Here is a 20,791-nt window from a genome sequence, read left to right on the forward strand (position 1 = left end):
AGCATGAGCCCGCGCGTCACCGAGAACAGTGTCCGTACCCGGGTGATGGGGAACCTCCAGCGCAGCCTCGGCCGGACCCACACGACCATGGAGCAGATCTCCAGCGGCAAGCAGCTGCACCGGCCCTCCGACTCCCCGACCGGGACGGTCACCGCCCTCCAGTTGCGCGGGGAGGTACGTGCGAACCAGAAGTACTCCCTCAACGCGGACGACGCCTTCGGCCGGCTCGGCATGCTGCAGGACAACCTGCAGTCGATGACCGGCCTGATGTCCAGGGTCCGCGAGCTCGCTCTCGAAGGGGCCAGCACGGGTGCCACCTCACCCGAGGCGAACGCGGCCCGGGCTGCCGAGATCGACCAGATCAAGGGCACGCTGCTCCAACAGGCGAACAGCAAGTATCTGGACCGGCCGGTCTTCGGCGGCGCCACCGTGGGCGCCGAGGCCTATGACATGTCCGGCACCTACGTCGGCGAGTCGACGGTTCAGACGCTCCGGGCGGTCGGCCCGAACGCCAAGGTCCGGGTGGATCTGGGGGGTCCGGAGGTCTTCGGGGCCGAGGGCTCTCCGACCCAGCTCTTCCGGGTCCTGGACGACCTCTCGACGGCGATCCGAGCGAGTGACCACACCGCCATCAACGCCGGTATGAAGAATCTCGATCAAGCGTCTGACCTCGTGAAATCCACCCTTTCGGAGGTAGGCGCTCGATACAATCGGGTTACCCAGATGAAGCAGTCCGCCGAGGATCGCTTGATGTCCGTGTCGTCGCAGCTGTCCGGTATCGAGGACATCGACCTGCCGAAGGCGATCATGGATTTGCAGCTTCAGCAGAACTCCTATCAGGCCGCCCTGGCCGCCACGGCCAAGGTGGTCCAGCCCTCGCTCATCGATTTCCTGAGGTGACCATGACTACCCGTACCACATCCCGTCCGATTGAGGCCACGATGACCGACCCGTCGCTGGGGCTGCCGACCATCATGATGGCGGCGTCCATGCCCGGCTTCCCGGCACACCGGGAATTCGTTCTGGTGCGCATCAACGACGACGGCCTGCTCTATGCGCTGACGTCCATCGAGGATCCCGAGCTCCGGTTTCTCGTGGCCCCGCCCGAGCCGTTCTTCCCGGACTACGCCCCGGAGATCGACAACTCGGTGTTCTCCGCGCTGAACTGCAAGGACCCGGATCGGCTGCTGCTGCTCACCGTCATCACCGCGGGGGAGAACGAGACCACGGCGAACCTGCTCGCCCCCATCGTGTTGGACCGCGACAGCATGCGAGCGATGCAGGTCGTCCTGACCGGCTCGAACTACCCGGTTCGGGCGATCATGAACAAGAAATACTAGACCTCGAAGTATGGGCGCGGTCGCGTTTCGTCGCGGCCGCGCCTTTGCCATGCTGTCCGTTCCATGGATGGAGGAGGGCACCGATGCTTGTGCTGACCCGGCGGGCCGGGGAGAGCGTCATGATCGGCGACGACGTCGTCGTCACGGTTCTCGAAGCCCGCGGTGACGTCATCCGGCTGGGCATCCAGGCACCCCGCGACGTGCAGGTGCACCGCGAGGAGGTCTACCGCGAACTACAGGAAGCCAACCAGGCGGCCGCCTCGCCCACCGACGGCGCCGTCAAGGCGCTCGCCAAGATATTCGAGAAGCCGGAATCGGCCGGATGAGGAACACCCGGGAACGCCCGCCGCGATCACGCGGCGGGCGTTTCTCATCCCACCGGCTCGGCCGCTCCTGACCTGCACCGGTCCGCTGACCCCGGGGACAACGCCGGACCCGCACTCTCATCTGGTCGGGAGAATCCCGTTCGTCGAGCCGGGAGGCGAGTGGTGGGCACAGAGCGCGAGTCAGTCATCGAAGGCGGTGTGGTCGGTACGGCCCGCGCGCTGAATCTGGCGGTGGACGCGCACGTGCACACCGGATTCGCGGCCGGCCGGGACGCGGTGGGTGTGGTGGTTTCGGCCGCCGACCAGGCCGGCCTGACCGCGATCACCTTCGCCGATCAGGCCGGGCCGGACACCACCTGGCTCCCGGCGTACGCGGCCGCGGTCCGGCGGGCCCGGCACCGTACCGAGATGACGCTGCGGGTCGCGGTCGAGGTCGAGGTGGTCAGCGCGGACGGGTGGCTGGCCCTGCCGGCCGACCTCGCCCCGCTGGACGCCCTGTCGGTGGCGGTCTCCGCCCTCCCGATCGGCGACGACGTGCTCGGTCCGCGTGAGGTCCGCGCCCGGCTGGACGGCGGCCTGATGGTTCCCGGTCAGGTGGCGGAGCTGCTGGTGGCGGCGGCGGTGAAGGGCATGGAGCGGGCCTCCCGGTACGTGCCCACCCAGCTGGCCCGCCCGCTCGCCCTGCTCGGGCAGGTCGGCCTGGACGACTCCGTGGTCACGTCGGCGCTGGTCGCCGAGCTGGCGACGGCCTGCCGGGCCGCCGGCGCCGTGGTGGAGGTCAGCGAGGCCTGGCGCAGCCCGTCCCCGCGGGTGGTGCAGATGCTGCTGGACGCCGCCGTGATGGTGGTGCCGGCCAGCGACGCCCGGTACGCCGCCGAGGTGGGGCACTGGCAATACCTGCGCCGCGTGTGAGCGCGACGAGGAACCGCCAAATCGAACACGTTTCGCAGTAGCCTCCGTACTCTCTGTGATGCCAGCACTTCAGCATGGGAGAGTTGCGATGAGCATGGTTCAGCAGGCTATCGAGGTGAGCGCACCGCTTCACACGGTGTACGAGCAGCTCGCGGCGTTCGAGAACTACCCCCGTTTCATGACCGGCGTGCGACAGGTGACCGCGGTCGGGTCCGACCAGACCCACTGGATCATGGATGTCGACGGGAAGCGCCGCGAGTTCGACGCCCAGATCATCGAGCGGTCGCCGGACGAGCGGGTCTCCTGGTCCACCATGGAGGGCCCGCTGCTCGCCGAGACCATCACGCTGCGCCCGATGGGGGAGACCAAGACGCAGATCGTCGCCCAGTTGGAGGCTGACGTCGCGTTCCTCATGCCCAGTGACCGGCACGGGCAGGAGTCGCTGAACCGGCGGCTCAAGGACGACCTCACCACCTTCAAGGGCCTGGTGGAGAGCGGTGTGCTCGGCGGTCGCCCGATTCCGCAGAGCGGCGCCAGCTCCAAGCGGATGGCCGCCCACTCGCACACCCTGCTGCCCGGCGTCGCCGCCGATCCGGCCTCACCGGCCTCGGTCGCCGCCCGCATCCGCAACCGCAACGCCGCCGCGAAAGCGGCCCTGGCCGACGCCGCCACCAACACCGCCGGCGCCGAGAACTCGGGCGGCGTCGCCGGATCCGCCCGGATGGGCGGCCGCACCGGTCAGAGCGACATGTGGGGCACCGGCATGATCAATGAAGAGGAACGCGGTTAGGGATTCCCGGCCTGAGCGGCCCGGAGACGCCGAGCGTCTCCGGGCCTTTCCCTTTCCTGGGTACGCCTAGAGCGCCGGCGCCGCTTCCAGGGTGACCAGCAGACGGGCGCCACGTGGCTCGGCGTGCTCGTAGCGGACCGACCCGCCGTTCGCCTCGACCAGGTGCCGGACGATGAAGAGGCCGAGCCCGGCGCCCCGGATGAACCGGCCGAACAGGTTGGGCAGCACGTCCTCCGGGATGCCGGTGCCGCTGTCCTGCACGCTCAGGAGCAGGCTCCCGCCCGGCTCCCGTCCGGCCCGGATGCGGACCGGCGGCGCCCCGTGCGTGAGTGCGTTCTTCAGCAGGTTCTCCACGATGACGATGAGGTGCCCACGGTCGGCCAGCGCGGCCAGGTCCTCGTCGATGGTGATCTCCACGTCGCCGGAGCCGGCCGTCGCCGCGCTGACCGTCTCGACCACCTCGAGCAGTGGCACCGGCACCCGGCGGGCGGTGACCGTGCCGGTGTCCAGCCGGAACAGCAGCTGTAGGTCGTTCATCATCTTGATCAGCCGCCGGGTGTTCTTGTCGATCTTGGTGGCCAGTTCCAGCCGGATGTCCTCCGGCAGATCGGCCCAGTCGGCGCAGAGCAGTTCGGCGAGGCTCGCGATGGAGCTGATCGGCTGCGCCACGTCGTGCGTCAGCATGGAGGTCAGGTCGTTCTTGAAGGCCAGGGCGGCGGCCAGTTCGGCATTGCCGCGCTCCAGGTCGGCGGCGTGCTGGGTGAGCTCCTCCTCGGCCTGCTTGCGCTCCGCGATGTCGACGTAGGTGGCGACGTAGCCGCGGGTCGCGCCGGCCGCGTCCGGGATGGCCGCCATGGTGGCGAGCACCGGCACGTCGGTGCCGTCGGCGCGGGGAAGCAGCCAGTCGCCGCCGGTGCCGGGCGGGGGCAGCGGCGGCGACTCCGGCAGGGTGTCGTCGTGCCCGGTGAGTTCCCGCCAGCGCCGGTTCACGTCGATCACCCGGTAGTTGGCGTCCATCACCATGACCGCCTCGTTCATCGACTGCAACAGCGTCTGCGCGAAGTCCTGCCGTTCGCGCAGATCGTCGACCATGTGCCGGTGACGCCGGCCGGCGCCGAGGGTGCGCACCAGGTAGGCGAGCAGGGCCAGCAGGGCGAGCGCCGCGAGGATCACGGCGATGCTCACCGCCGCGGCGACGGGGCCGATCCCGAGGCCCGCGACCATCACGGTGACCAGCACGGCGGCGATCGGCGTGGCGATCAGGACGGGGGCGTGGTCGCGTACGGCGGCGCGTGTCCCGGGGGCCGGAGGGCTGTGCTCCGGTGCGGTCTCGGGGCGGGCCAGGATGGCGCCGATGACCAGCATGAGCAGGGCGACGGCCAGGTGGGTGACCATGACTCCGGGCGGGCCGGCCGGCTCGACCAGCCGGGGGACCAGGGCGACCAGCACGATGATCGCGGCGCCCAGCAGGAGCGGGTCGGCGACCCGGAACCCGATCCCACCGGTACGCCGGGGCACGCGCAGATCGAGGCAGGCGATCGCCAGCCCGGTGAGGGTGGTGGCGACGCCCGCGGCCGGGTGCCCGCCCAGGGAGGCGACGCCCACGCCGGTCGCGATCAGGGCGAACGACACCGCCGCGGCCACGCGGAAACGGCCCGTCCCCGGATCGGGAACGGGCGTCACCTGGAGCACAAGGGCGATTCCGGCCGGAATCAGGGCGGCCGCCGGAGTGCCGATAAGGCCCTCCGGTGGAACGCCCGCATCGAATGTGTGCAGTGCACCGAAGACGGCGACCACCACTCCGGCGCATGCGGCTGTCAGCTGGGACAGCCTGCCCACGCCGTGCGCCGCGATATGCACAAATACCCACAATACGTGAGGGAAAGAGCATAACGCGGGCTACCCCCGGGAGCGGTTACCTACCGGCCCACTCGAAGCCCTCCTCCAGGCGGATCCTGCTCGCCACGCGAGTGATGTCGGCCTTGTGCCGGTTGGCGTGGTGGCCACAGAACGCCAGATCCCCACCGCTGGCCAGAACGACCTCCAGCTTGGCGGCCGAACCGCAACGATCGCAGCGCTCGGTCAGCTCGCCGACGGTGTCGATCGCGGGCGACAGCAGAGTATTCATATCGCTCTCCTTGCTTCGGTGGCGGTGCAGCGGTCCCGACAGCGAGAAGTTCGGCCTACCGCACGGTCGGCTTAGAGGTTCGCGGTGTGACACGTCCGATCGGATGTCTCCGATCCGTACAACCGGGACGCAACCCGGAGGAACCCGGGGGCGCACTGCCCCCTCCCCACCATTTCCCTCAGCTTCTTTCGGCATTCCCCCGGGCCGGAACTTCATCGACCTGTGCTGACGACCGAGAGGGACACCCACCTTATGTTCGGTAACGACGCCCGCCTGGCCATCCGACTGACCGTTGCCGCGAGCGCCGCCACCGCAGTCGTCTGGGGCCTGACCGGACCGGCCGCCGCCGCTCCGGCCGCGCCCGCGACGGGCACCATCTCCGGCGCCGGCGTGGAGGGCGCCATCCCGGGCAGCTTCATCGTCGTCATGAAGGCCGGCGCCGAGGCGGCCGGCCGGGCCGCCGCCGCGCACGAACTGACCCAGCGGTACGGCGGCCGGGTCGAGGGTGACTACCTCGCCTCGGTCCGCGGCTTCCACCTGCGGGCCACCGCGGATGAGGCGCGCCGTCTGGCCGCCGACCCGTCCGTCGACTTCGTCGAGCAGGACGCCGAGATCAGCACCGCGGGCCGCACCCCGGCCCGGCGCACCCAGACCGGCAAGGCGACGGCCTGGGGCCTCGACCGGCTCGACCAGCGGAAGCTGCCGCTGTCGAAGAGCTACACCTACAAGCCGGCCGCGAACGTCACCGCCTACGTGATCGACACCGGCGTCCGCGTCGGGCACAAGGAGTTCGGCGGCCGGGCGAGCAACGGCTGGGACTTCGTCGACGACGACAAGATCGCCAACGACTGCAACGGCCACGGCACGCACGTCGCCGGCACGGTCGGCGGCACCACGTACGGCGTCGCGAAGGACGTCAAGCTGGTCGCGCTCAAGGTGCTCGGCTGCGACGGCTCCGGCTCGTACGCCGACTTCATCGCCGCCGTCGACTGGGTGACCGAGAACGCGAAGCTCCCGGCCGTGGCCAACATGAGCCTCGGCGGCCCGCTGAGCAAGGCGCTGGACACGGCGGTCAAGCGCTCCATCGACCGCGGGGTGACCTACGCGATCGCCGGTGGCAACGACGGCAAGAACGCCTGCAAGGCCTCGCCGGCCGCCACCCCGGAGGCGATCACGGTCGGCGCCGTGGACAGGCGTGACGCCCGCGCCTCGTTCTCCAACTACGGCACCTGCCTGGACCTGTTCGCGCCGGGCGTGAACATCACGTCGGCCGGCAAGGCCTCCGACACCAACGTCGCGACGATGAGCGGCACCTCGATGGCGGCGCCGCACGTGGCCGGCGCCGCCGCCCTGGTGCTCGGCGCCCACCCGGCCTGGACGCCCCGCCAGGTGCGCGACGACCTGGTCGCCCACGCCGGATCCGGCCTGGTCCGCAATCCGGGCAAGGGCTCGCCGAACCGCCTGCTCTACACCGGTCACCTGAACACGGCCCGCTGACCGGCGGTGCCCCGAACGCCGCGCGACGCCTCCGGTGCGTCGCGCGGCGTTCGTTTTCCCAGACACCGGGCCCCGGGGCGATTAGCGTGGGGAACGACCCCCAGCCCGAGGAGGATCCGATGCCTGAGGCGCCGGTCGCCGAGCAGCCGACAGTGCTGGTCGTCGACGACGAGGAGGATCTGCGCGACATCATGCAGCGCATGCTGGAACGGCGCGGCTCCTACGCGACACTGGCGGCCGGCGATCCGGACGAGGCCATCGCGATCTGCCGGGAACACCCCAGTGAGATCGACGTTCTGATCACCGACCTCACCCTGCCCGGCGTGTCCGGCGGAGAGCTGGCCAAGACCATCCGCGACCTGCGTCCCGGCATCGGCGTGGTGTTCGTCTCCGGGCTGCCCAAGGACATCGCGGTCGGCAAGGGCGAAATCGACGAGGGCGACGTGCTGGTGAAGAAGCCGTTCACCGCCGACCCCCTGCTCGAAGCGGTCCGCGAGGCGCTGAAGAAGGACTAGGCCCTAGAGGGGCCAGGGCAGCGTCAGCTCGCCGAGCCGCCAGCGGGCCGGGCCGTCGAGCACCGGCCAGCCCTCGGCCCGCATCCGGCGGACCGTCGCCAGCCAGCGCTGCCGCGGCCCGAACGGGGTGGCCTCGGTCTCCCAGGCCCGGCTCAGCGCGCGCAGCAGCTCGTGCACCGGGTGACCGGGAACGTTGTGGTGGATCAGGGCCTTCGGCAGCCGCTCCGCGAAGACCGCCGGATGCTCCAGCACCGGCAGCCGGGCCGAGAGGGTCAGCGTCCGCGGTACGCCCTCCTCGACGACCGTCCAGGTGGCGATCCGGCCAAGTTCGTCGCAGGTGCCCTCGACCAGCAGCGCGCCGGTGGCGGTCATCGTCCGCCAGGCGGCCGCCACCTCGTCCTCGGAGTACTGGCGCAGCACGTTGAACGCGCGCACCACCACCGGCGCGAGCCCGGCCAGCTCGAACCCGCCGCGCCGGAAGGCGAGCCACGGCGGGTCCGCGAACGGCTGCGCGTCGCTCACCCGTACCGGATCGATCTCCAGACCGACCACCGTGACGTCCGCACGGACCGCGCCCGCCAGCCGGCCCCGCAACTCCACCGCGGTCACCGGCGTCGCGCCGTAGCCCAGGTCGACGACGAGCGGCTTCGCCGCTTCTTTCAAGAGCCCACCACAGCGGTACGCGATGAAGTTGTCGACGCGTCGCAACCGGTTGGGATTGGTGGTCCCCCGGGTGATCGCGCCGACCGGTTTGGGCACTATTGCTCCCGGTGCACCTTGTGCTGGGCGGCCTGGGCGACCGGCCGGACCACGAGGCGGTCCACGTTGACGTGCTGCGGGCGGGTGGCGGCCCAGGCGATGCAGTCGGCGATGTCGTCGGCGACCAGCGGTTCCCGCACCCCGGCGTAGACCGAGTCGGCGCGGTCCTGGTCGCCGCCGAAGCGGTTGAGCGCGAACTCGTCGGTGCGCACCATGCCGGGGTCGACCTCGATCACCCGGACCGGCTTCCCGCACAGTTCCAGCCGCAATGTGCCGACCAGGGCGGTCTCGGCGTGCTTGGCCGCCACGTAACCACCACCACCCTCGTAGGGGGTGAAGGCCGCGGTGGACCCGACCGTCACGATCGTGCCGCGGCCGCTTGCCTCGAGCGCCGGGAGCAGTGCCTTGGTGACCCGCAGCGTGCCGAGGACGTTCACGTCGTACATCCATTGCCAGTCGTCGACGGACCCGGTGGCGACCGGATCCACGCCGCGGGCCCCGCCCGCGTTGTTCACCAGCAGGGTGACCGGGGCGCCGAGCGCGGCCACCGCCGCGGCCAGCGCGGCCACCGAGTCGTCCGAGGTGACGTCGCACTCGACGGCGGTGGCGTTCGGGCCGATCTCCTTGACCAGCGCGTCCAGCCGGTCCGCGCGGCGCGCCGCCACCACGACGTGAAAACCCTCACCGGCCAGCCGGCGGGCGGTCGCCGCGCCGATCCCGCTCGAAGCCCCCGTGACCACTGCGATGTTCTGCATGTCCTGATTCTTGTCCATGACCCGGATCGGGCCGCGCGCTCAATGACCTGGATCACCCCGCGTCGTCTGCATGCTGGTTCGTGGAGCGGCGATGGGGAAGATGAACGTTGGCGCGACAAGTTTTGCGTATTCGTAACGGATGGGAGTCAGCGTGGCCCAGCCTCGAGGCGTCGGCGGATGGCCCGCCCTCCGCAGGATCGCCACCCTCTCCGTGCACACCTCACCCCTGGAGCAACCGGGCACCGGGGACGCGGGCGGCATGAACGTCTACATCGTCGAGATCGCGAAGCGGCTCGCCGAGCGGGGCGTCGAGGTGGAGATCTTCACCCGGGCCACCGCCAGGGACCTGCCACCGGTCGTCGAGATGTCGCCCGGCGTGCACGTGCGCCACATCACCGCCGGCCCGTTCGAGGGGCTGTCGAAGGAGGAGCTGCCCTCCCAGCTCTGCGCCTTCACGCACGGCGTGCTGCGGGCCGAGGCGGCGCACCCGCCCGGCCACTACGACCTGGTCCACTCCCACTACTGGCTCTCCGGGCAGGTCGGCTGGCTGGCCCGGGAGCGCTGGGGAGTGCCGCACGTGCACACCGCGCACACCCTCGCCAAGGTCAAGAACAGGTTCATCGCGGCCGGTGACCGGCCCGAGCCGAAGGCCCGGGTGATCGGCGAGGAACAGGTCATCGCCGAGTCGGACCGGCTGGTGGCGAACACCGACTTCGAGTCCCGGGACCTGATCACCCACTACGACGCCGATCCGGCCCGGGTGAGCGTGGTGCAGCCCGGCGTCGACCTGCGGCGGTTCCGTCCCGGTACGAGGGACCGAGCCCGGTTCGGCCTCCCGGAGGACGGCCGGATCGTCGCCTTCGTCGGCCGGATCCAGCCGCTCAAGGCGCCCGACGTGCTGATCGCCGCGCTCGCCGAGATGCGCGCCGCCGGTTCCCGGGACGCGACCCTGGTGATCTGTGGCGGCCCCAGCGGCAGCGGCCTGGACCGGCCCACCGCCCTGATCGAGCTGGCGGCCTCTCTCGGCGTCGCCGACTCGGTGGTGTTCCTGCCCCCGCAGACCGGCGCCGACCTGGCCGCCCTCTACCGGGCCGCCGACCTGGTCGCGGTGCCCTCCTACAACGAGTCGTTCGGACTGGTCGCCCTGGAGGCCCAGGCCTGCGGCACTCCGGTGGTCGCGGCCGCGGTCGGCGGCCTGGTCACCGCGGTCCGGGACGGGATCAGCGGGGTGCTGGTCGACGGGCACGATCCGGCGGACTGGGCCAAGGTCCTGGACCGGCTGCTCGACGCCCCCGGCTTCCGGCACCGGCTGGCCGCCGGCGCGGTCGCGCACGCGGCCCAGTTCTCCTGGGATCGCACCGCCGAGACGCTGCTGCGGGTCTACCGTGACGCGGTGAGCGAGCATCGGGCGCTGATCAGAGCGCGACTCGAGGGGGCGTCCTGCGCATGGTGACCGAGTTGATCGAGCGGGTCCTGACCGACCGCGAGCTGGACTGGGAGTCCACCGGGGCGGGATCGTACGTGGTCAGCCTGCCCGGCACCCACAAGCTGAAGACCGCCTGCAACCTGATCGTCGGCGAGCACTCGCTGCGGATCGAGGCGTTCGTGATGCGCCGCCCCGACGAGTGCCACGAGGAGCTCTGGGCCTGGCTGCTGCGCCGCAACGCCCGGATGTACGGCGTCGCCTTCTCCATCGACGCGGCCGGCGACGTCTACCTGACCGGCCGGGTCTCACTCAAGGGCCTCGACGAGGACGAGCTGGACCGCCTGCTCGGCTCGGTGCTGACCTATGCCGACGAGTCCTTCGACACGATGCTGGAGATCGGCTTCAGCTCGTCCATCCGTCGCGAATGGGACTGGCGGGTCAAACGTGGCGAATCGACAGCCAACCTGAGCGCGTTCAAGCACCTGGTGGAACGGGCCGACTGACCTTTCCGATCATCCACAGTCCAATGTGGTTACTCCCGTGGGAATCGCGATCGATTCGTGGGGTATAGCTCGTGAATTCTTCCAGCGCGCGAACCCATACGAGTGATTGGCGGATCATCCGATCGGCTGGTTGTTGGTGAATGTGACGGTCGGAACAGAGGTCGACACGAAATCGGGTTGTCGAGCTTGACTGCCCCAACTAGCGTGGTCGATGGACGCCGAGCCGTCAGTTCGGGGAACGGGTCGATCAGCAATGATCGCCGCGGATCGGCGTTTGGGGACGGGTGGCATGAGCCGTTGGGGGACGGCGCGACCCGAGACCGGCGGTTAGTGCGGGCGGCGCCTATGGGGATGGGTGTCGTCCGCCGCCGCCGGCGCTTTGTTTCCGAGGGATCACATTCTTCACACATGTTCCAGCGAATGGCGCTGTGAATTCCCTGATTCCCGCTGCCCCCGGATTCACGACACGTTGACCGCGTCGGCCGACCGCCGCTCCCGCAACCACGCCGCCCGCCGGGCCCGCGCCGGAGCCGCCAGCCACTGACCCACCGCCACCAGCGCGCAGAGCGCGAAGCATCCGCCCCACAGCGCCGCGCCACCCGCCTTCTGCAGCGTCAGGCCGCCGGCGATCGGGGCCAGCGCCAGGCCGGCCTGCCAGGAGAGCGAGTTCAGCCCCTGGTAGCGGCCACGCAGCTCGGCCGGGGAGAGCGCCGCGATGGTGGCCGCGTTGCTCGGCGACTGGATCATCTCGCCCAGCGTCCAGACCACCACGGTCAGCGCGTAGGCGACCGCCGACCCGGCCAGGCCGACCAGACCGAACCCGGCGCCGATCACCAGCGTGCCGACGGCCAGCACCCGGGCGCTGTCCCGGCCCGCGATCAGCCGCGGGACGAAGAGCTGGCCGAACACGATGAGCACCCCGTTCACCGCGACGACCAGCCCGTACGTGGCAGCGGACAGCCCGTCGGCGAGCATCGTGATCGGCAGCGTCGACTGGTGCTGGAACATCACCAGCACGACGCAGAAGTTGAGGCTCACGAAGATCAGGAAGGTCCGGTCCCGCAGGACCGTGCCGAGCCCGCCGGACGGCGCCGCCGCGTGCGTGCGCGGCCCGACCCGGGCCGGCCGGGTCTCGGCCAGGAAGATCAGGCTGATCAGGGCGGTGAACAGGGTGGTGGCCGAGTCCACGACGAAGAGCAGCAGATAGTCGGCCTGGGCGGCCAGCCCGGCGCAGACCGCGGCGAGCGCGAAGCCCAGGTTGATCGCCCAGTAGTTCAGGGAGAAGGCGCGGACCCGGTCCGCCTCCGGGACGATGTCGACCATCATGGCGCTGAACGCCGGGCGCACGGCCTCCGCGAAGAGGCCCAGGGCGAACGCCGCCGCCAGGATCCGCGGGTACGAGTGGGCGAACCCGAGCGCCAGCATCAGGGCGGACGCGCCGAACTGGGCGGTCAGCATGGTGGGCCGGCGTCCCCAGCGGTCGGCCAGCACGCCGCCGGTCATCGTGCCGATCGCGCCGCCCACCCCGTACAGGCCGAGGACCAGGCCGGCCTGACTGTGGCTGAAGCCGCGCTCCCCGGTCAGGTAGATGCTCAGGAACAGCACCACGAAGGAGCCGAGCCGGTTGATCAGGGTTCCCGTCCACAGGAACCAGAACTGCCGCGGCAGCCCGCCCGTGGCCTGTCGTAACCAACCGTGCACAGGGTCTCCTCAGTAAGCTGTGATCATCGTTTATTCCCTTACATTCGGCGGATCGGCGCAACCGGGTTCCGGTGTGGTGGCGGACACGTGCCGGGTGCCGGTACATGCACTCCGGCGACGAGGGAAGATGTGCTCATGACTGGAACCCTGGTGCTGCTGCGACACGGCAACAGCGAGTGGAACGCCAAGAACCTGTTCACCGGCTGGGTCGACGTGGACCTCGACGCCAAGGGGGAGGCTGAGGCCCGGCGCGGCGGCGAGCTTCTCAAGGAGCAGGGAGTGCTGCCCGACGTGGTGCACACCAGCCTTCTGCGTCGTGCCATCCGGACCGGCTGGATCGCCCTGGACCTCACCGACCGGCACTGGATTCCGGTCAAGCGCCACTGGCGGCTCAACGAGCGTCACTACGGCGCCCTGCAGGGCAAGGACAAGAAGCAAACCCTCGAGACGTACGGCGAGGAGCAGTTCATGCTCTGGCGCCGGTCGTACGACGTCCCGCCGCCCCCCATCGAGGACGACTCCGAGTTCTCCGCGGTCGGCGACGCCCGGTATGCGGATCTCGCCCCGGAGGTCCTGCCGAAGGCGGAGTGCCTGAAGGATGTGCTGGAGCGGGCCCTGCCGTACTGGTACGACGCCATCGTCCCGGACCTGCGCGCCGGCAAGACCGTGCTCGTCGCGGCGCACGGCAACTCGCTGCGCGCCATCGTCAAGCACCTGGACGGCATCTCCGACGAGGCGATCGCCTCGGTGAACATCCCGACCGGCATCCCGCTGCGCTACGACCTGGACGAGAACCTGCGCCCGATCACCAAGGGCGGCACCTACCTCGACCCGGTCGCCGCGAAGGAGGCCGCCGCGGCGGTCGCCAACCAGGGCAAGAAGTAAGAAAAGCGGAGGGCCGGGATCCCCCGGTGGCGTCCGGCCCTCCTCCACCCCGTAGTCGCCGCGAGGGCGTAGCCACGGAACGACCCGCAAAACGCCGCCGGTGACGAGGCAGTCGATTTCTCGACGCCGCGGGGTTTGCGGCGTCGAGAAATCGCCTGACTCGTCACCGGTTACAAGGCGTTTTGCCGCGGAGCGAAGCGAAGCAATCAGGCTCAGGCTCAGGCTCAATTTTCTCCGGTTACCAGGTAGATCAGGTGCTCGCCGATGTTGACGGCGTGGTCGGCGTAGCGCTCGTAGAAGCGGCCCAGCAGGGCGCCGTCGATCGCGGTCTCGGCGCCGTAGGGCCAGTCGTCGGCCAGCATGATCTTGAACAGGGCGCGCTCGAGGTCGTCGATCGCGTCGTCGTCCTTCTCCAGCTGGGCCGCGCCCTCGGCGTTCGGCTTGGCGATCAGTGCGGTGATCTTCTCGGCCATCTGGTCGGCGACCTCGGCCATGCCCTTGAAGGTGGGCCGCAGCTCGGCCGGAACCGCCGGCGACGGGTGCCGCCGGGCGGCCGTCTTCGCCACGTGCTCGGCCAGGTCGCCCATCCGCTCCAGGTCGGCGCCGATGTGCAGGGCGGTGATGACCCGCCGCAGGTCGGACGCGACCGGCGCCTGCCGGGCGATGGTGTCGGCCACCTTCAGCTCGATCTGGTCGTAGACGGCATCGACCTCGGCGTCCCGGTTGATCACCGCCTGGGCGGCGCTCAGGTCGGCGGCCAGCAGGGCGGTGGTCGCCTTGCGCAGTGCGGCGCGGACCGACTCGGCCATCGTCACCAGCAGACGGCTCACCTCGACGAGATCGGCCTGGTACTCCTCGCGCATTTCTCAAGTCCTCTTTCGCTGGGTGACACCCCGTGTGCCCTGCTCACGCTAGGTCCATGGGGCGGCCTCAACATGAACACCGGTGAACGACGCCGGGCCTGATGGTGAACATTGTTCGACGCGCGCCCGATTTGCCGTAATGACCCTGTGGCTCAGGTGAACAATGACCCTACGATCGCAGCGTGGAGTGGGAATACGCCGCCGGCCTGGTTTCAGCCGCGCTCGCCGTCGGTGTGGGAGCGGGACTGGCCCTCGCCCGGTTGCGCCGGTCGGGTGGATCAGCCCGGCCCGGCGCACCGGAGGGGAGAGCCGACATCGAACCGGACGACGATCGCCCGGCGGGCAAGCACGGCCTCAAGGGGCTCGGCCGCAAGAGCCTCGACTCGCTACGGGTCGGGGTCGTGGTGCTCGACGCGGAGGACCATCCGGTCCTGGTCAATCCCGCGGCGCGGGCCATGGGGCTGTTGCGGTCCGGTGGGGCGCCCGGGACCATCGCGGCTCATCCGATCCTGCGGACGCTGGCCGGGCAGGTGCGGCGCACGGGCGTACGCCGGGAGGTTGAACTTGATCTTCCGCGGGGTCGTGCCGGAGGCGGGCACGCACCGCTCGGCCTGCACCTGCGGGCCGTCGCGCTGAACTCGACGCACGTCGCGGTCGAGGCCGCCGACGTGACCGAGTCGCACCGTCTCGCCCGGGTCCGCCGCGACTTCGTGGCCAACGTCAGTCACGAGCTCAGGACGCCCATCGGGGCCCTTCAGCTCCTGGCCGAGGCGCTGCTCGACGCCACCCAGATGCCGGAGGCGGCACCGGAGGCCCAGTCCGAGGACCTGCTGGCGGCGCGCCGGTTCGCCGAGCGCATCCACCACGAGTCCGCCCGGATGGGCCGTCTGGTGAACGAGCTGCTCGAACTCACCCGGTTGCAGGACGCCGAGCCGCTGCCCGACCCCGAGCCGGTCTCGCTGGACTGGGTGATCGCCGAGGTGATCGACCGGACCCGGACCACGTCCTCGGCCAAGGGCATCGAGATCACCTACGACGGCCCCAAGGGCGTCATGGCGTACGGCAACGACAGCCAGATCGCCACCGCGGTCACCAACCTGGTGGAGAACGCGATCGCGTACTCGGGTGAGGACACCAAGGTCTCGATCACCCTGCGTCACAGTGACGACTGGCTCGAGATCGACGTCGCGGATCAGGGCATCGGCATCGCCCCGCAGGACGTCGAGCGGGTCTTCGAGCGGTTCTACCGTGCCGACCAGGCCCGATCCAGGTCCACCGGCGGAACCGGCCTGGGCCTGGCCATCGTCAAGCACATCGCCACCAACCACGGGGGCCGCGTCGACGTGACCAGTTCACTCGGCGACGGCTCTACGTTCACCTTGCGCCTACCCGCGCGACCCCCTGAGTCCCCCTCGTCGTCACCGACGGCGATTGAGATCGAGTCCGGTGTGGCCGGGCGCTGAGTCTTCCGGGCGGCTCCGCCGTCAAACCCGGAAACCCGCGTTTGACCCTGTCACCGACGACGGAAGGAACTTCATTGGCACGCGTGCTCGTGGTCGAGGACGAGGAGTCGTTCTCCGACGCCCTGTCGTACATGCTGCGTAAGGAGGGTTTCGAGGTCTCGGTCGCCGCGACCGGAACCTCCGCGCTCACGCAGTTCGACCGGACCGGTGCCGACATCGTGCTCCTCGACCTCATGTTGCCGGAGATGTCCGGCACCGAGGTCTGCCGTCAACTACGGCAGCGCTCGGCGGTCCCGATCATCATGGTCACCGCCCGGGACAGCGAGATCGACAAGGTGGTCGGCCTGGAGATCGGTGCGGACGACTACGTCACCAAGCCGTACTCACCGCGGGAGCTGGTCGCCCGCATCCGTGCGGTGCTGCGCCGCCAGGGGGCCGAGGCCGCCGAGGTGAGCACCCCGACGCTCGCCGCCGGCCCGGTCCGGATGGACGTCGAGCGGCACGTGGTGACCGTCGACGGCGCCGGCGTCCAGCTGCCGCTGAAGGAGTTCGAGCTGCTCGAACTGCTGCTGCGCAACGCCGGCCGGGTGCTCACCCGGGGCCAGCTGATCGACCGGGTCTGGGGCGCCGACTACGTGGGCGACACCAAGACGCTGGACGTGCACGTGAAGCGGCTGCGCTCCAAGGTGGAGCCGGAGCCGTCCGCGCCGCGCTACATCGTCACCGTGCGCGGCCTGGGCTACAAATTCGAGCCCTGATTTTCACCCTTGCGCAATGACAACTCGCGCCGTGACAATGGAGTCATCGGGAGGCCGTCCGTGAGTGGCCACCCGACCCCCCTGGAAAAGGCGGCGAGGCCGGCTCACGCCCGCCTCGCCGCTGGGGAGCGGCCGCCTCGGCCGTGGCCGGGTGCACCGCGATCAGGCCGCTCTTGATCCGGGCCGCGCAGATGGTGGCCAGTTTCTCGTAGGCGGCCGTGCCGATCAGCGCGGTCAGCTCCGGGGCGTAGGTGAGGTACATCGGCTCGGTTCCGACGTGGGCCTCCGAGGACGACGTGCACCACCACGCGAGATCGTGACCGCCCGGCCCCCAGCCGCGGCGGTCGAATTCGGTCAAAGTGGACTGGAGCAGCTTCGTCCCGTCCGGGCGGGTGATCCAGTCCTGCTCTCGGCGGACCGGGAGCTGCCAGCAGACGTCCGGCTTGTAGGCGAGCGGGTGCACCCCGTCCCGCAGGGCCTGGGCGTGCAGCGCGCAGCCGCCACCGCCGGCGAAATCCGCCTCGTTGAGGAAGACGCAGGGGCCGTCCGCGGACCGCGTCGCCGTCCGCCGGGCGGGCTTGGTCCCGTCGACCGTGTCCACCTCGGTGTAATTCTTGAACCCGCGCCGGTGGTGCTGCCAGGTCTGCGGAGTGAGTTTCGCGGCCGCCGCCTTCACCCGGTTCTCGTCGTCGGCGTCGGTGAAGAACGCGCCGTGCGAGCAGCAGCCGTCCTCGGCGCGGCCGGGCAGGATGCCCCGGCAGGCGGAGCCGAAGACGCAGGTCCACCGGGAGAGCAGCCAGGTCAGGTCGGCCCGGACCAGATGCTGTTCGTCGGCGGGGTCGAGGAATTCGATCCATTCCCGAGGGAAGTCGAGGGGTACTTCCCGGGTGGGCGGCGTGCGGCTCATCCGGCTCAGGGTACGCGCACCGGTGGATCATGACCGTTTAGAGCGGATATATCCGAGCCTGTTGCGCGCCGCTACGCTGAAGAGCGTGACTTCCCGCGTACCCGTGCTTCTCTCCAGCTCCTCGGTCTTCCCCGAGCCGACGGCGGCGGCGTTCGAGATGGCGGCCACGGTCGGCTACGACGGTCTCGAGGTCATGGTGTGGACCGACGCCGTCAGCCAGGACGCCGGCGCCCTCAAGGGCCTCGCCGACCACTACGGCGTGCCGGTCCTCTCGGTCCACGCGCCCTGCCTGCTGGTCACCCAGCGGGTGTGGAGCTCCGATCCGTGGGAGCGGCTGACCCGGGCCGCCCAGCTCGCCGAGACGCTCGGCGCGCCGACCGTGGTGGTGCACCCGCCGTTCCGCTGGCAGGGCGACTACGCGCGCAACTTCGCCGAGGGGCTCACCAAGGTCCGCGGCCGCCATCCGGATCTGACCTTCGCGGTGGAGAACATGTTCCCGATCAAGATGGCCGGTCGATGGGTGGTGCCGTACAACCCGGGTTGGGATCCGACCGAGACCGGCTTCAACGCGTACACGCTGGACCTGTCGCACTGCGCGGCGTCCCACGTCGACGCGCTGGAGATGGCCGACCGGATGGGCGCCGGCCTGCGTCATGTCCACCTCGGCGACGGCACCGGCGAGGGCCGCGACGAGCACCTGGTGCCGGGCCGCGGCAATCAGCCGTGCGCCGAGCTGCTGCGATCGCTGGCCGGCCGTGGCTTCACCGGCTCGGTGGCGCTGGAGATCAACACCCGCAAGGCGGCGAGCCGTCCGGCCCGCGAGGCCGACCTGCGCGAGGCGCTGGCCTTCGCCCGCCGCCACCTCGAGCCGGCTGTGTCTGATGGCCTCGCCTCCGGCTCGGCTGCATTTCGCCCCTGAAGTCGGTGTCGAGGGCGCTGAAAACGACCACGCTTCGCTAGCCGTTTTCAGAGCCCTCGACACCGACGGGCGAAATGCGCGCTATAAGGCAGGGGTGAGGGCGGTGTTCGCGGCCCGCTTGCGGGCGCGGTGTGCGGCCACGTGTGAGCGGGTGGCACAGCGTTCCGAGCAGAACCGGCGGCAGTTGTTCGACGACGTGTCCAGATAGACGTTGCCGCACCGCTCGTCGGCGCAGATCCCGAAGCGGGCGCTGCCGAACTCGCAGAGCCAGACGGAGAGGCCCCACACGGCGCCGGCCAGGTATTCGGCGCTCACCGAGGAGCCGCGGCTGGTGACGTGCATGTGCCAGTCGCTGGCGTCGTGACCGGAGATGCGTGGCTGCACCGGGTACGCCTCGAGCAGACCGTTCAGCTCCCGCACCGCGTCGGCGTCCTGACCGGTGGTGCCGTGTTCGAAGACCTCGCGCAGCCGGCGCTGGGCACGGCGGAACGCGACGAGGTCCTTCTCCGCGACCTGATCGCGCATGTAGGCCTGATCGCCGGAGAACAGGGCACGCAACCCGGCGAGGTCGTCCAGACCGGCGTTGACGAGGTCGATCGCCGTCCGGGCGTACGCATCGAAGTTCACTCGACAACGGTAGCGGCACCGGAGGCGATGAAGCACACATGTGCTGTCTCCATCGGTGCGAATCGGCGGCGCACCGGGGCATCCGGAACACGCTCGGAGGTTACGCTCGCCCCATGCTCCGTTCCCTGTTTCTCGCCGCGGCCGGGTCCGCCCGGCTCGAGCGGCTGGTCGAGTCCGCCCCTGTCAGCAAGGGCATCGTGCAGCGTTTCGTCGCCGGCCGTGGCACCGACGAGGTCCTGCGGGTCACCCGGGAGCTGGTCGACGACGGCCTCGCCGTGAGCCTCGATCATCTGGGCGATGACACCCGGACGGTGGAACAGGCGGTCGCCGCCCGCGACGAGTATGTCGCGATGCTGTCCGGCCTGCACGGCGCCGGGCTGACGCCGGCCGCCGAGGTCAGCGTGAAACTCTCGGCGCTGGGCCAGGGGATCGACGAGAAACTGGCGTACGAGCACGCGCGCGCCATCTGTGCCGCGGCGGCCGAGGCGGGCACCACGGTGACGCTGGACGCCGAGGACCACAGCACCACCGACGCGACCCTCGAGACGCTGATGGAGCTGCGGCGGGACTTCCCCTCGACCGGGGCGGTGCTCCAGGCGCACCTGCGGCGTACCGAGGGGGACTGCCGGGAGCTCGCCACGGCCGGGTCGCGGGTCCGGCTGTGCAAGGGCGCCTACGCCGAGCCCGAGTCGGTGGCCTTCCAGTCGGCGCTGGACGTGGACAAGTCGTTCGTCCGCTGCCTCAACATCCTGATGTCCGGGGAGGGCTACCCGATGGTCGCCACACACGACCCGCGGCTCATCGCGATCGCCGAGGACCGGGCCCGCTGGTTCGACCGGTCCACCGGGGAGTTCGAGTTCCAGCTCCTCTACGGGGTCCGGTCCGAGGAGCAGGGCCGGCTGGCCGCGGGCGGCAACACGGTGCGGGTCTACCTGCCCTACGGCGACCAGTGGTATGGGTACCTGATGCGCCGCCTGGCCGAGCGTCCGGCGAACCTGGGTTTCGTGGCCCGTGCCGTGGCATCTCGCAAATAGCGGCATCAAACGGGCGATACCGTCATACATCCGGCGTGTCAGGCTTGACTTTTTCTGGGCATTTCACGGAACGTATCGCGTTGGTCACAGCCGTATCGATACCGTTCTGATGACACGCACGTCGTCCCCGCGGCGTCCGGGAGCCTCCGGCCGCGGCGGATCGTGCCTGGGAAAGGATCGGTGCGACGAGATGACGGGTCCAGCCCAAACCGAGGAACGGCTCGCCGAAGTGCGGTTCCTGACGGTGGCCGAGGTGGCCGCGCTCATGCGCGTTTCCAAGATGACCGTCTATCGGCTCGTGCACGGTGGTGACCTCACCGCGGTACGGGTCGGCCGCTCGTTCCGGGTGCCCGAGCATGCGGTACACGAGTATCTTCGCGGCGCCTTCTCGCAAAGCGCCTGACGACCCGGGGCCGTGTTGGCCCGGCTGGGACGGGCCGGTACGCTGGACCGGTTGGTTCCCGGATCGGTGCTACCGCTCCGGGCGCCCTCCAGTCGGCTTCCGGCCGTGCCCCCGGGCACTCCCGGTTCCATTCATCAGTGTTTCGAGAGGCTTTTCGTATGGGCTCCGTGGTCAAGAAGCGCCGCAAGCGTATGGCGAAGAAGAAGCACCGCAAGCTGCTGCGCAAGACCCGCGTCCAGCGTCGCCGTCTCGGCAAGTGACCCCGGGCCGGGCCGATGGC

Annotated in this window: 24 protein-coding genes; 16 read left to right on the forward strand and 8 right to left on the reverse strand. The window is 70.2% G+C overall.

The window, feature by feature from the left end:
- Nucleotides 1-3: 3 nt before the first annotated feature.
- From IEZ13_RS13480 to IEZ13_RS13500, 5 genes are all read left to right on the forward strand, one after another.
- Nucleotides 4-900: a flagellin N-terminal helical domain-containing protein gene (locus IEZ13_RS13480; RefSeq protein WP_260179311.1), complete on the forward strand. Its 897-nt coding sequence runs from the start codon at nt 4-6 to the stop codon at nt 898-900.
- Nucleotides 901-941: 41 nt separating this feature from the next.
- Nucleotides 942-1,340, forward strand: a complete 399-nt coding sequence (fliW, locus tag IEZ13_RS13485; protein ID WP_229794668.1) for a flagellar assembly protein FliW — start codon at nt 942-944, stop codon at nt 1,338-1,340.
- Between the two features lie 83 nt (nt 1,341-1,423).
- Complete coding sequence (gene csrA / locus IEZ13_RS47490) at nt 1,424-1,666, forward strand: carbon storage regulator CsrA (protein ID WP_183222505.1); 243 nt, start codon at nt 1,424-1,426, stop codon at nt 1,664-1,666.
- Between the two features lie 162 nt (nt 1,667-1,828).
- Entirely contained in the window at nt 1,829-2,578 is a 750-nt protein-coding gene (locus IEZ13_RS13495; RefSeq protein WP_183222506.1) for a hydrolase, read from the forward strand.
- Between the two features lie 94 nt (nt 2,579-2,672).
- A complete protein-coding gene (locus IEZ13_RS13500) occupies nt 2,673-3,368 on the forward strand; it encodes an SRPBCC family protein (RefSeq protein ID WP_183222756.1) in 696 nt (231 codons plus the stop codon).
- A gap of 66 nt (nt 3,369-3,434) precedes the next feature.
- On the opposite strand, the gene IEZ13_RS13505 is transcribed toward IEZ13_RS13500, so the two are convergent.
- The gene (locus IEZ13_RS13505; RefSeq protein WP_229794670.1) at nt 3,435-5,228 is read right to left on the reverse strand and encodes a sensor histidine kinase; all 1,794 of its coding nucleotides are present in this window, start codon (nt 5,226-5,228) and stop codon (nt 3,435-3,437) included.
- A gap of 55 nt (nt 5,229-5,283) precedes the next feature.
- The gene (locus IEZ13_RS13510) at nt 5,284-5,496 is read right to left on the reverse strand and encodes a DUF7455 domain-containing protein (RefSeq protein WP_183222507.1); all 213 of its coding nucleotides are present in this window, start codon (nt 5,494-5,496) and stop codon (nt 5,284-5,286) included.
- 252 nt (nt 5,497-5,748) lie between these two features.
- On the opposite strand from IEZ13_RS13510, the gene IEZ13_RS13515 reads away from it, so the two are divergent.
- Together IEZ13_RS13515 and IEZ13_RS13520 are read left to right on the forward strand one after the other, a co-directional pair.
- Entirely contained in the window at nt 5,749-6,993 is a 1,245-nt protein-coding gene (locus tag IEZ13_RS13515) for a S8 family peptidase (RefSeq protein ID WP_183222508.1), read from the forward strand.
- Between the two features lie 119 nt (nt 6,994-7,112).
- Nucleotides 7,113-7,508: a response regulator gene (locus IEZ13_RS13520; protein WP_183222509.1), complete on the forward strand. Its 396-nt coding sequence runs from the start codon at nt 7,113-7,115 to the stop codon at nt 7,506-7,508.
- A gap of 3 nt (nt 7,509-7,511) precedes the next feature.
- Here the strand turns inward: IEZ13_RS13520 and IEZ13_RS13525 are convergent, their stop codons facing one another.
- Nucleotides 7,512-8,267: a class I SAM-dependent methyltransferase gene (locus IEZ13_RS13525; protein ID WP_183222510.1), complete on the reverse strand. Its 756-nt coding sequence runs from the start codon at nt 8,265-8,267 to the stop codon at nt 7,512-7,514.
- A complete protein-coding gene (locus IEZ13_RS13530) occupies nt 8,267-9,022 on the reverse strand; it encodes an SDR family oxidoreductase (RefSeq protein WP_183222511.1) in 756 nt (251 codons plus the stop codon). The genes IEZ13_RS13525 and IEZ13_RS13530 overlap by 1 nt, the downstream gene beginning before the upstream one ends.
- 139 nt (nt 9,023-9,161) lie before the next feature.
- Here IEZ13_RS13530 and mshA point away from each other — a divergent pair, with 139 nt between their 5' ends.
- Together mshA and IEZ13_RS13540 are read left to right on the forward strand one after the other, a co-directional pair.
- Complete coding sequence (mshA, locus tag IEZ13_RS13535) at nt 9,162-10,475, forward strand: D-inositol-3-phosphate glycosyltransferase (protein ID WP_183222512.1); 1,314 nt, start codon at nt 9,162-9,164, stop codon at nt 10,473-10,475.
- Nucleotides 10,469-10,951 carry a type III secretion system chaperone family protein gene (locus IEZ13_RS13540; RefSeq protein ID WP_183222513.1) on the forward strand — a complete coding sequence of 161 codons (483 nt, stop codon included), beginning with the start codon at nt 10,469-10,471 and terminating at the stop codon, nt 10,949-10,951. Before mshA ends, IEZ13_RS13540 begins: the two co-directional genes overlap by 7 nt.
- 459 nt (nt 10,952-11,410) lie before the next feature.
- Here the strand turns inward: IEZ13_RS13540 and IEZ13_RS13545 are convergent, their stop codons facing one another.
- Nucleotides 11,411-12,652 (reverse strand): MDR family MFS transporter, encoded by a 1,242-nt coding sequence (locus tag IEZ13_RS13545; RefSeq protein WP_183222514.1) that lies wholly within the window; start codon nt 12,650-12,652, stop codon nt 11,411-11,413.
- A 135-nt stretch (nt 12,653-12,787) separates the two neighbouring features.
- On the opposite strand from IEZ13_RS13545, the gene IEZ13_RS13550 reads away from it, so the two are divergent.
- The gene (locus IEZ13_RS13550; RefSeq protein ID WP_183222515.1) at nt 12,788-13,537 is read left to right on the forward strand and encodes a phosphoglyceromutase; all 750 of its coding nucleotides are present in this window, start codon (nt 12,788-12,790) and stop codon (nt 13,535-13,537) included.
- A gap of 224 nt (nt 13,538-13,761) precedes the next feature.
- On the opposite strand, the gene phoU is transcribed toward IEZ13_RS13550, so the two are convergent.
- Entirely contained in the window at nt 13,762-14,400 is a 639-nt protein-coding gene (gene phoU, locus IEZ13_RS13555; protein ID WP_183222516.1) for a phosphate signaling complex protein PhoU, read from the reverse strand.
- Between the two features lie 182 nt (nt 14,401-14,582).
- Here phoU and IEZ13_RS13560 point away from each other — a divergent pair, with 182 nt between their 5' ends.
- Both IEZ13_RS13560 and IEZ13_RS13565 read left to right on the forward strand, forming a co-directional pair.
- The gene (locus tag IEZ13_RS13560) at nt 14,583-15,863 is read left to right on the forward strand and encodes a sensor histidine kinase (RefSeq protein WP_183222517.1); all 1,281 of its coding nucleotides are present in this window, start codon (nt 14,583-14,585) and stop codon (nt 15,861-15,863) included.
- A 74-nt stretch (nt 15,864-15,937) separates the two neighbouring features.
- Nucleotides 15,938-16,621, forward strand: a complete 684-nt coding sequence (locus tag IEZ13_RS13565; protein WP_183222518.1) for a response regulator transcription factor — start codon at nt 15,938-15,940, stop codon at nt 16,619-16,621.
- A 43-nt stretch (nt 16,622-16,664) separates the two neighbouring features.
- Here IEZ13_RS13565 and IEZ13_RS13570 read toward each other — a convergent pair whose 3' ends face one another.
- Entirely contained in the window at nt 16,665-17,528 is an 864-nt protein-coding gene (locus IEZ13_RS13570) for a DUF3109 family protein (protein WP_183222519.1), read from the reverse strand.
- Between the two features lie 85 nt (nt 17,529-17,613).
- Here IEZ13_RS13570 and IEZ13_RS13575 point away from each other — a divergent pair, with 85 nt between their 5' ends.
- Nucleotides 17,614-18,447, forward strand: coding sequence for a sugar phosphate isomerase/epimerase family protein (locus IEZ13_RS13575; protein WP_183222520.1), 834 nt, complete (start codon nt 17,614-17,616; stop codon nt 18,445-18,447).
- An 81-nt stretch (nt 18,448-18,528) separates the two neighbouring features.
- Here the strand turns inward: IEZ13_RS13575 and IEZ13_RS13580 are convergent, their stop codons facing one another.
- The gene (locus IEZ13_RS13580) at nt 18,529-19,074 is read right to left on the reverse strand and encodes a CGNR zinc finger domain-containing protein (protein WP_183222521.1); all 546 of its coding nucleotides are present in this window, start codon (nt 19,072-19,074) and stop codon (nt 18,529-18,531) included.
- Between the two features lie 113 nt (nt 19,075-19,187).
- On the opposite strand from IEZ13_RS13580, the gene IEZ13_RS13585 reads away from it, so the two are divergent.
- From IEZ13_RS13585 to IEZ13_RS13595, 3 genes are all read left to right on the forward strand, one after another.
- Nucleotides 19,188-20,108: a proline dehydrogenase family protein gene (locus IEZ13_RS13585; protein WP_183222522.1), complete on the forward strand. Its 921-nt coding sequence runs from the start codon at nt 19,188-19,190 to the stop codon at nt 20,106-20,108.
- 190 nt (nt 20,109-20,298) lie between these two features.
- Nucleotides 20,299-20,511 (forward strand): helix-turn-helix domain-containing protein, encoded by a 213-nt coding sequence (locus tag IEZ13_RS13590; RefSeq protein WP_183222523.1) that lies wholly within the window; start codon nt 20,299-20,301, stop codon nt 20,509-20,511.
- Between the two features lie 158 nt (nt 20,512-20,669).
- Nucleotides 20,670-20,771, forward strand: coding sequence for a 30S ribosomal protein bS22 (locus IEZ13_RS13595; protein ID WP_007465623.1), 102 nt, complete (start codon nt 20,670-20,672; stop codon nt 20,769-20,771).
- Nucleotides 20,772-20,791: the final 20 nt, after the last annotated feature.

It is taken from the genome of Actinoplanes campanulatus (assembly GCF_014647795.1).
GTDB lineage: Bacteria > Actinomycetota > Actinomycetes > Mycobacteriales > Micromonosporaceae > Actinoplanes > Actinoplanes campanulatus.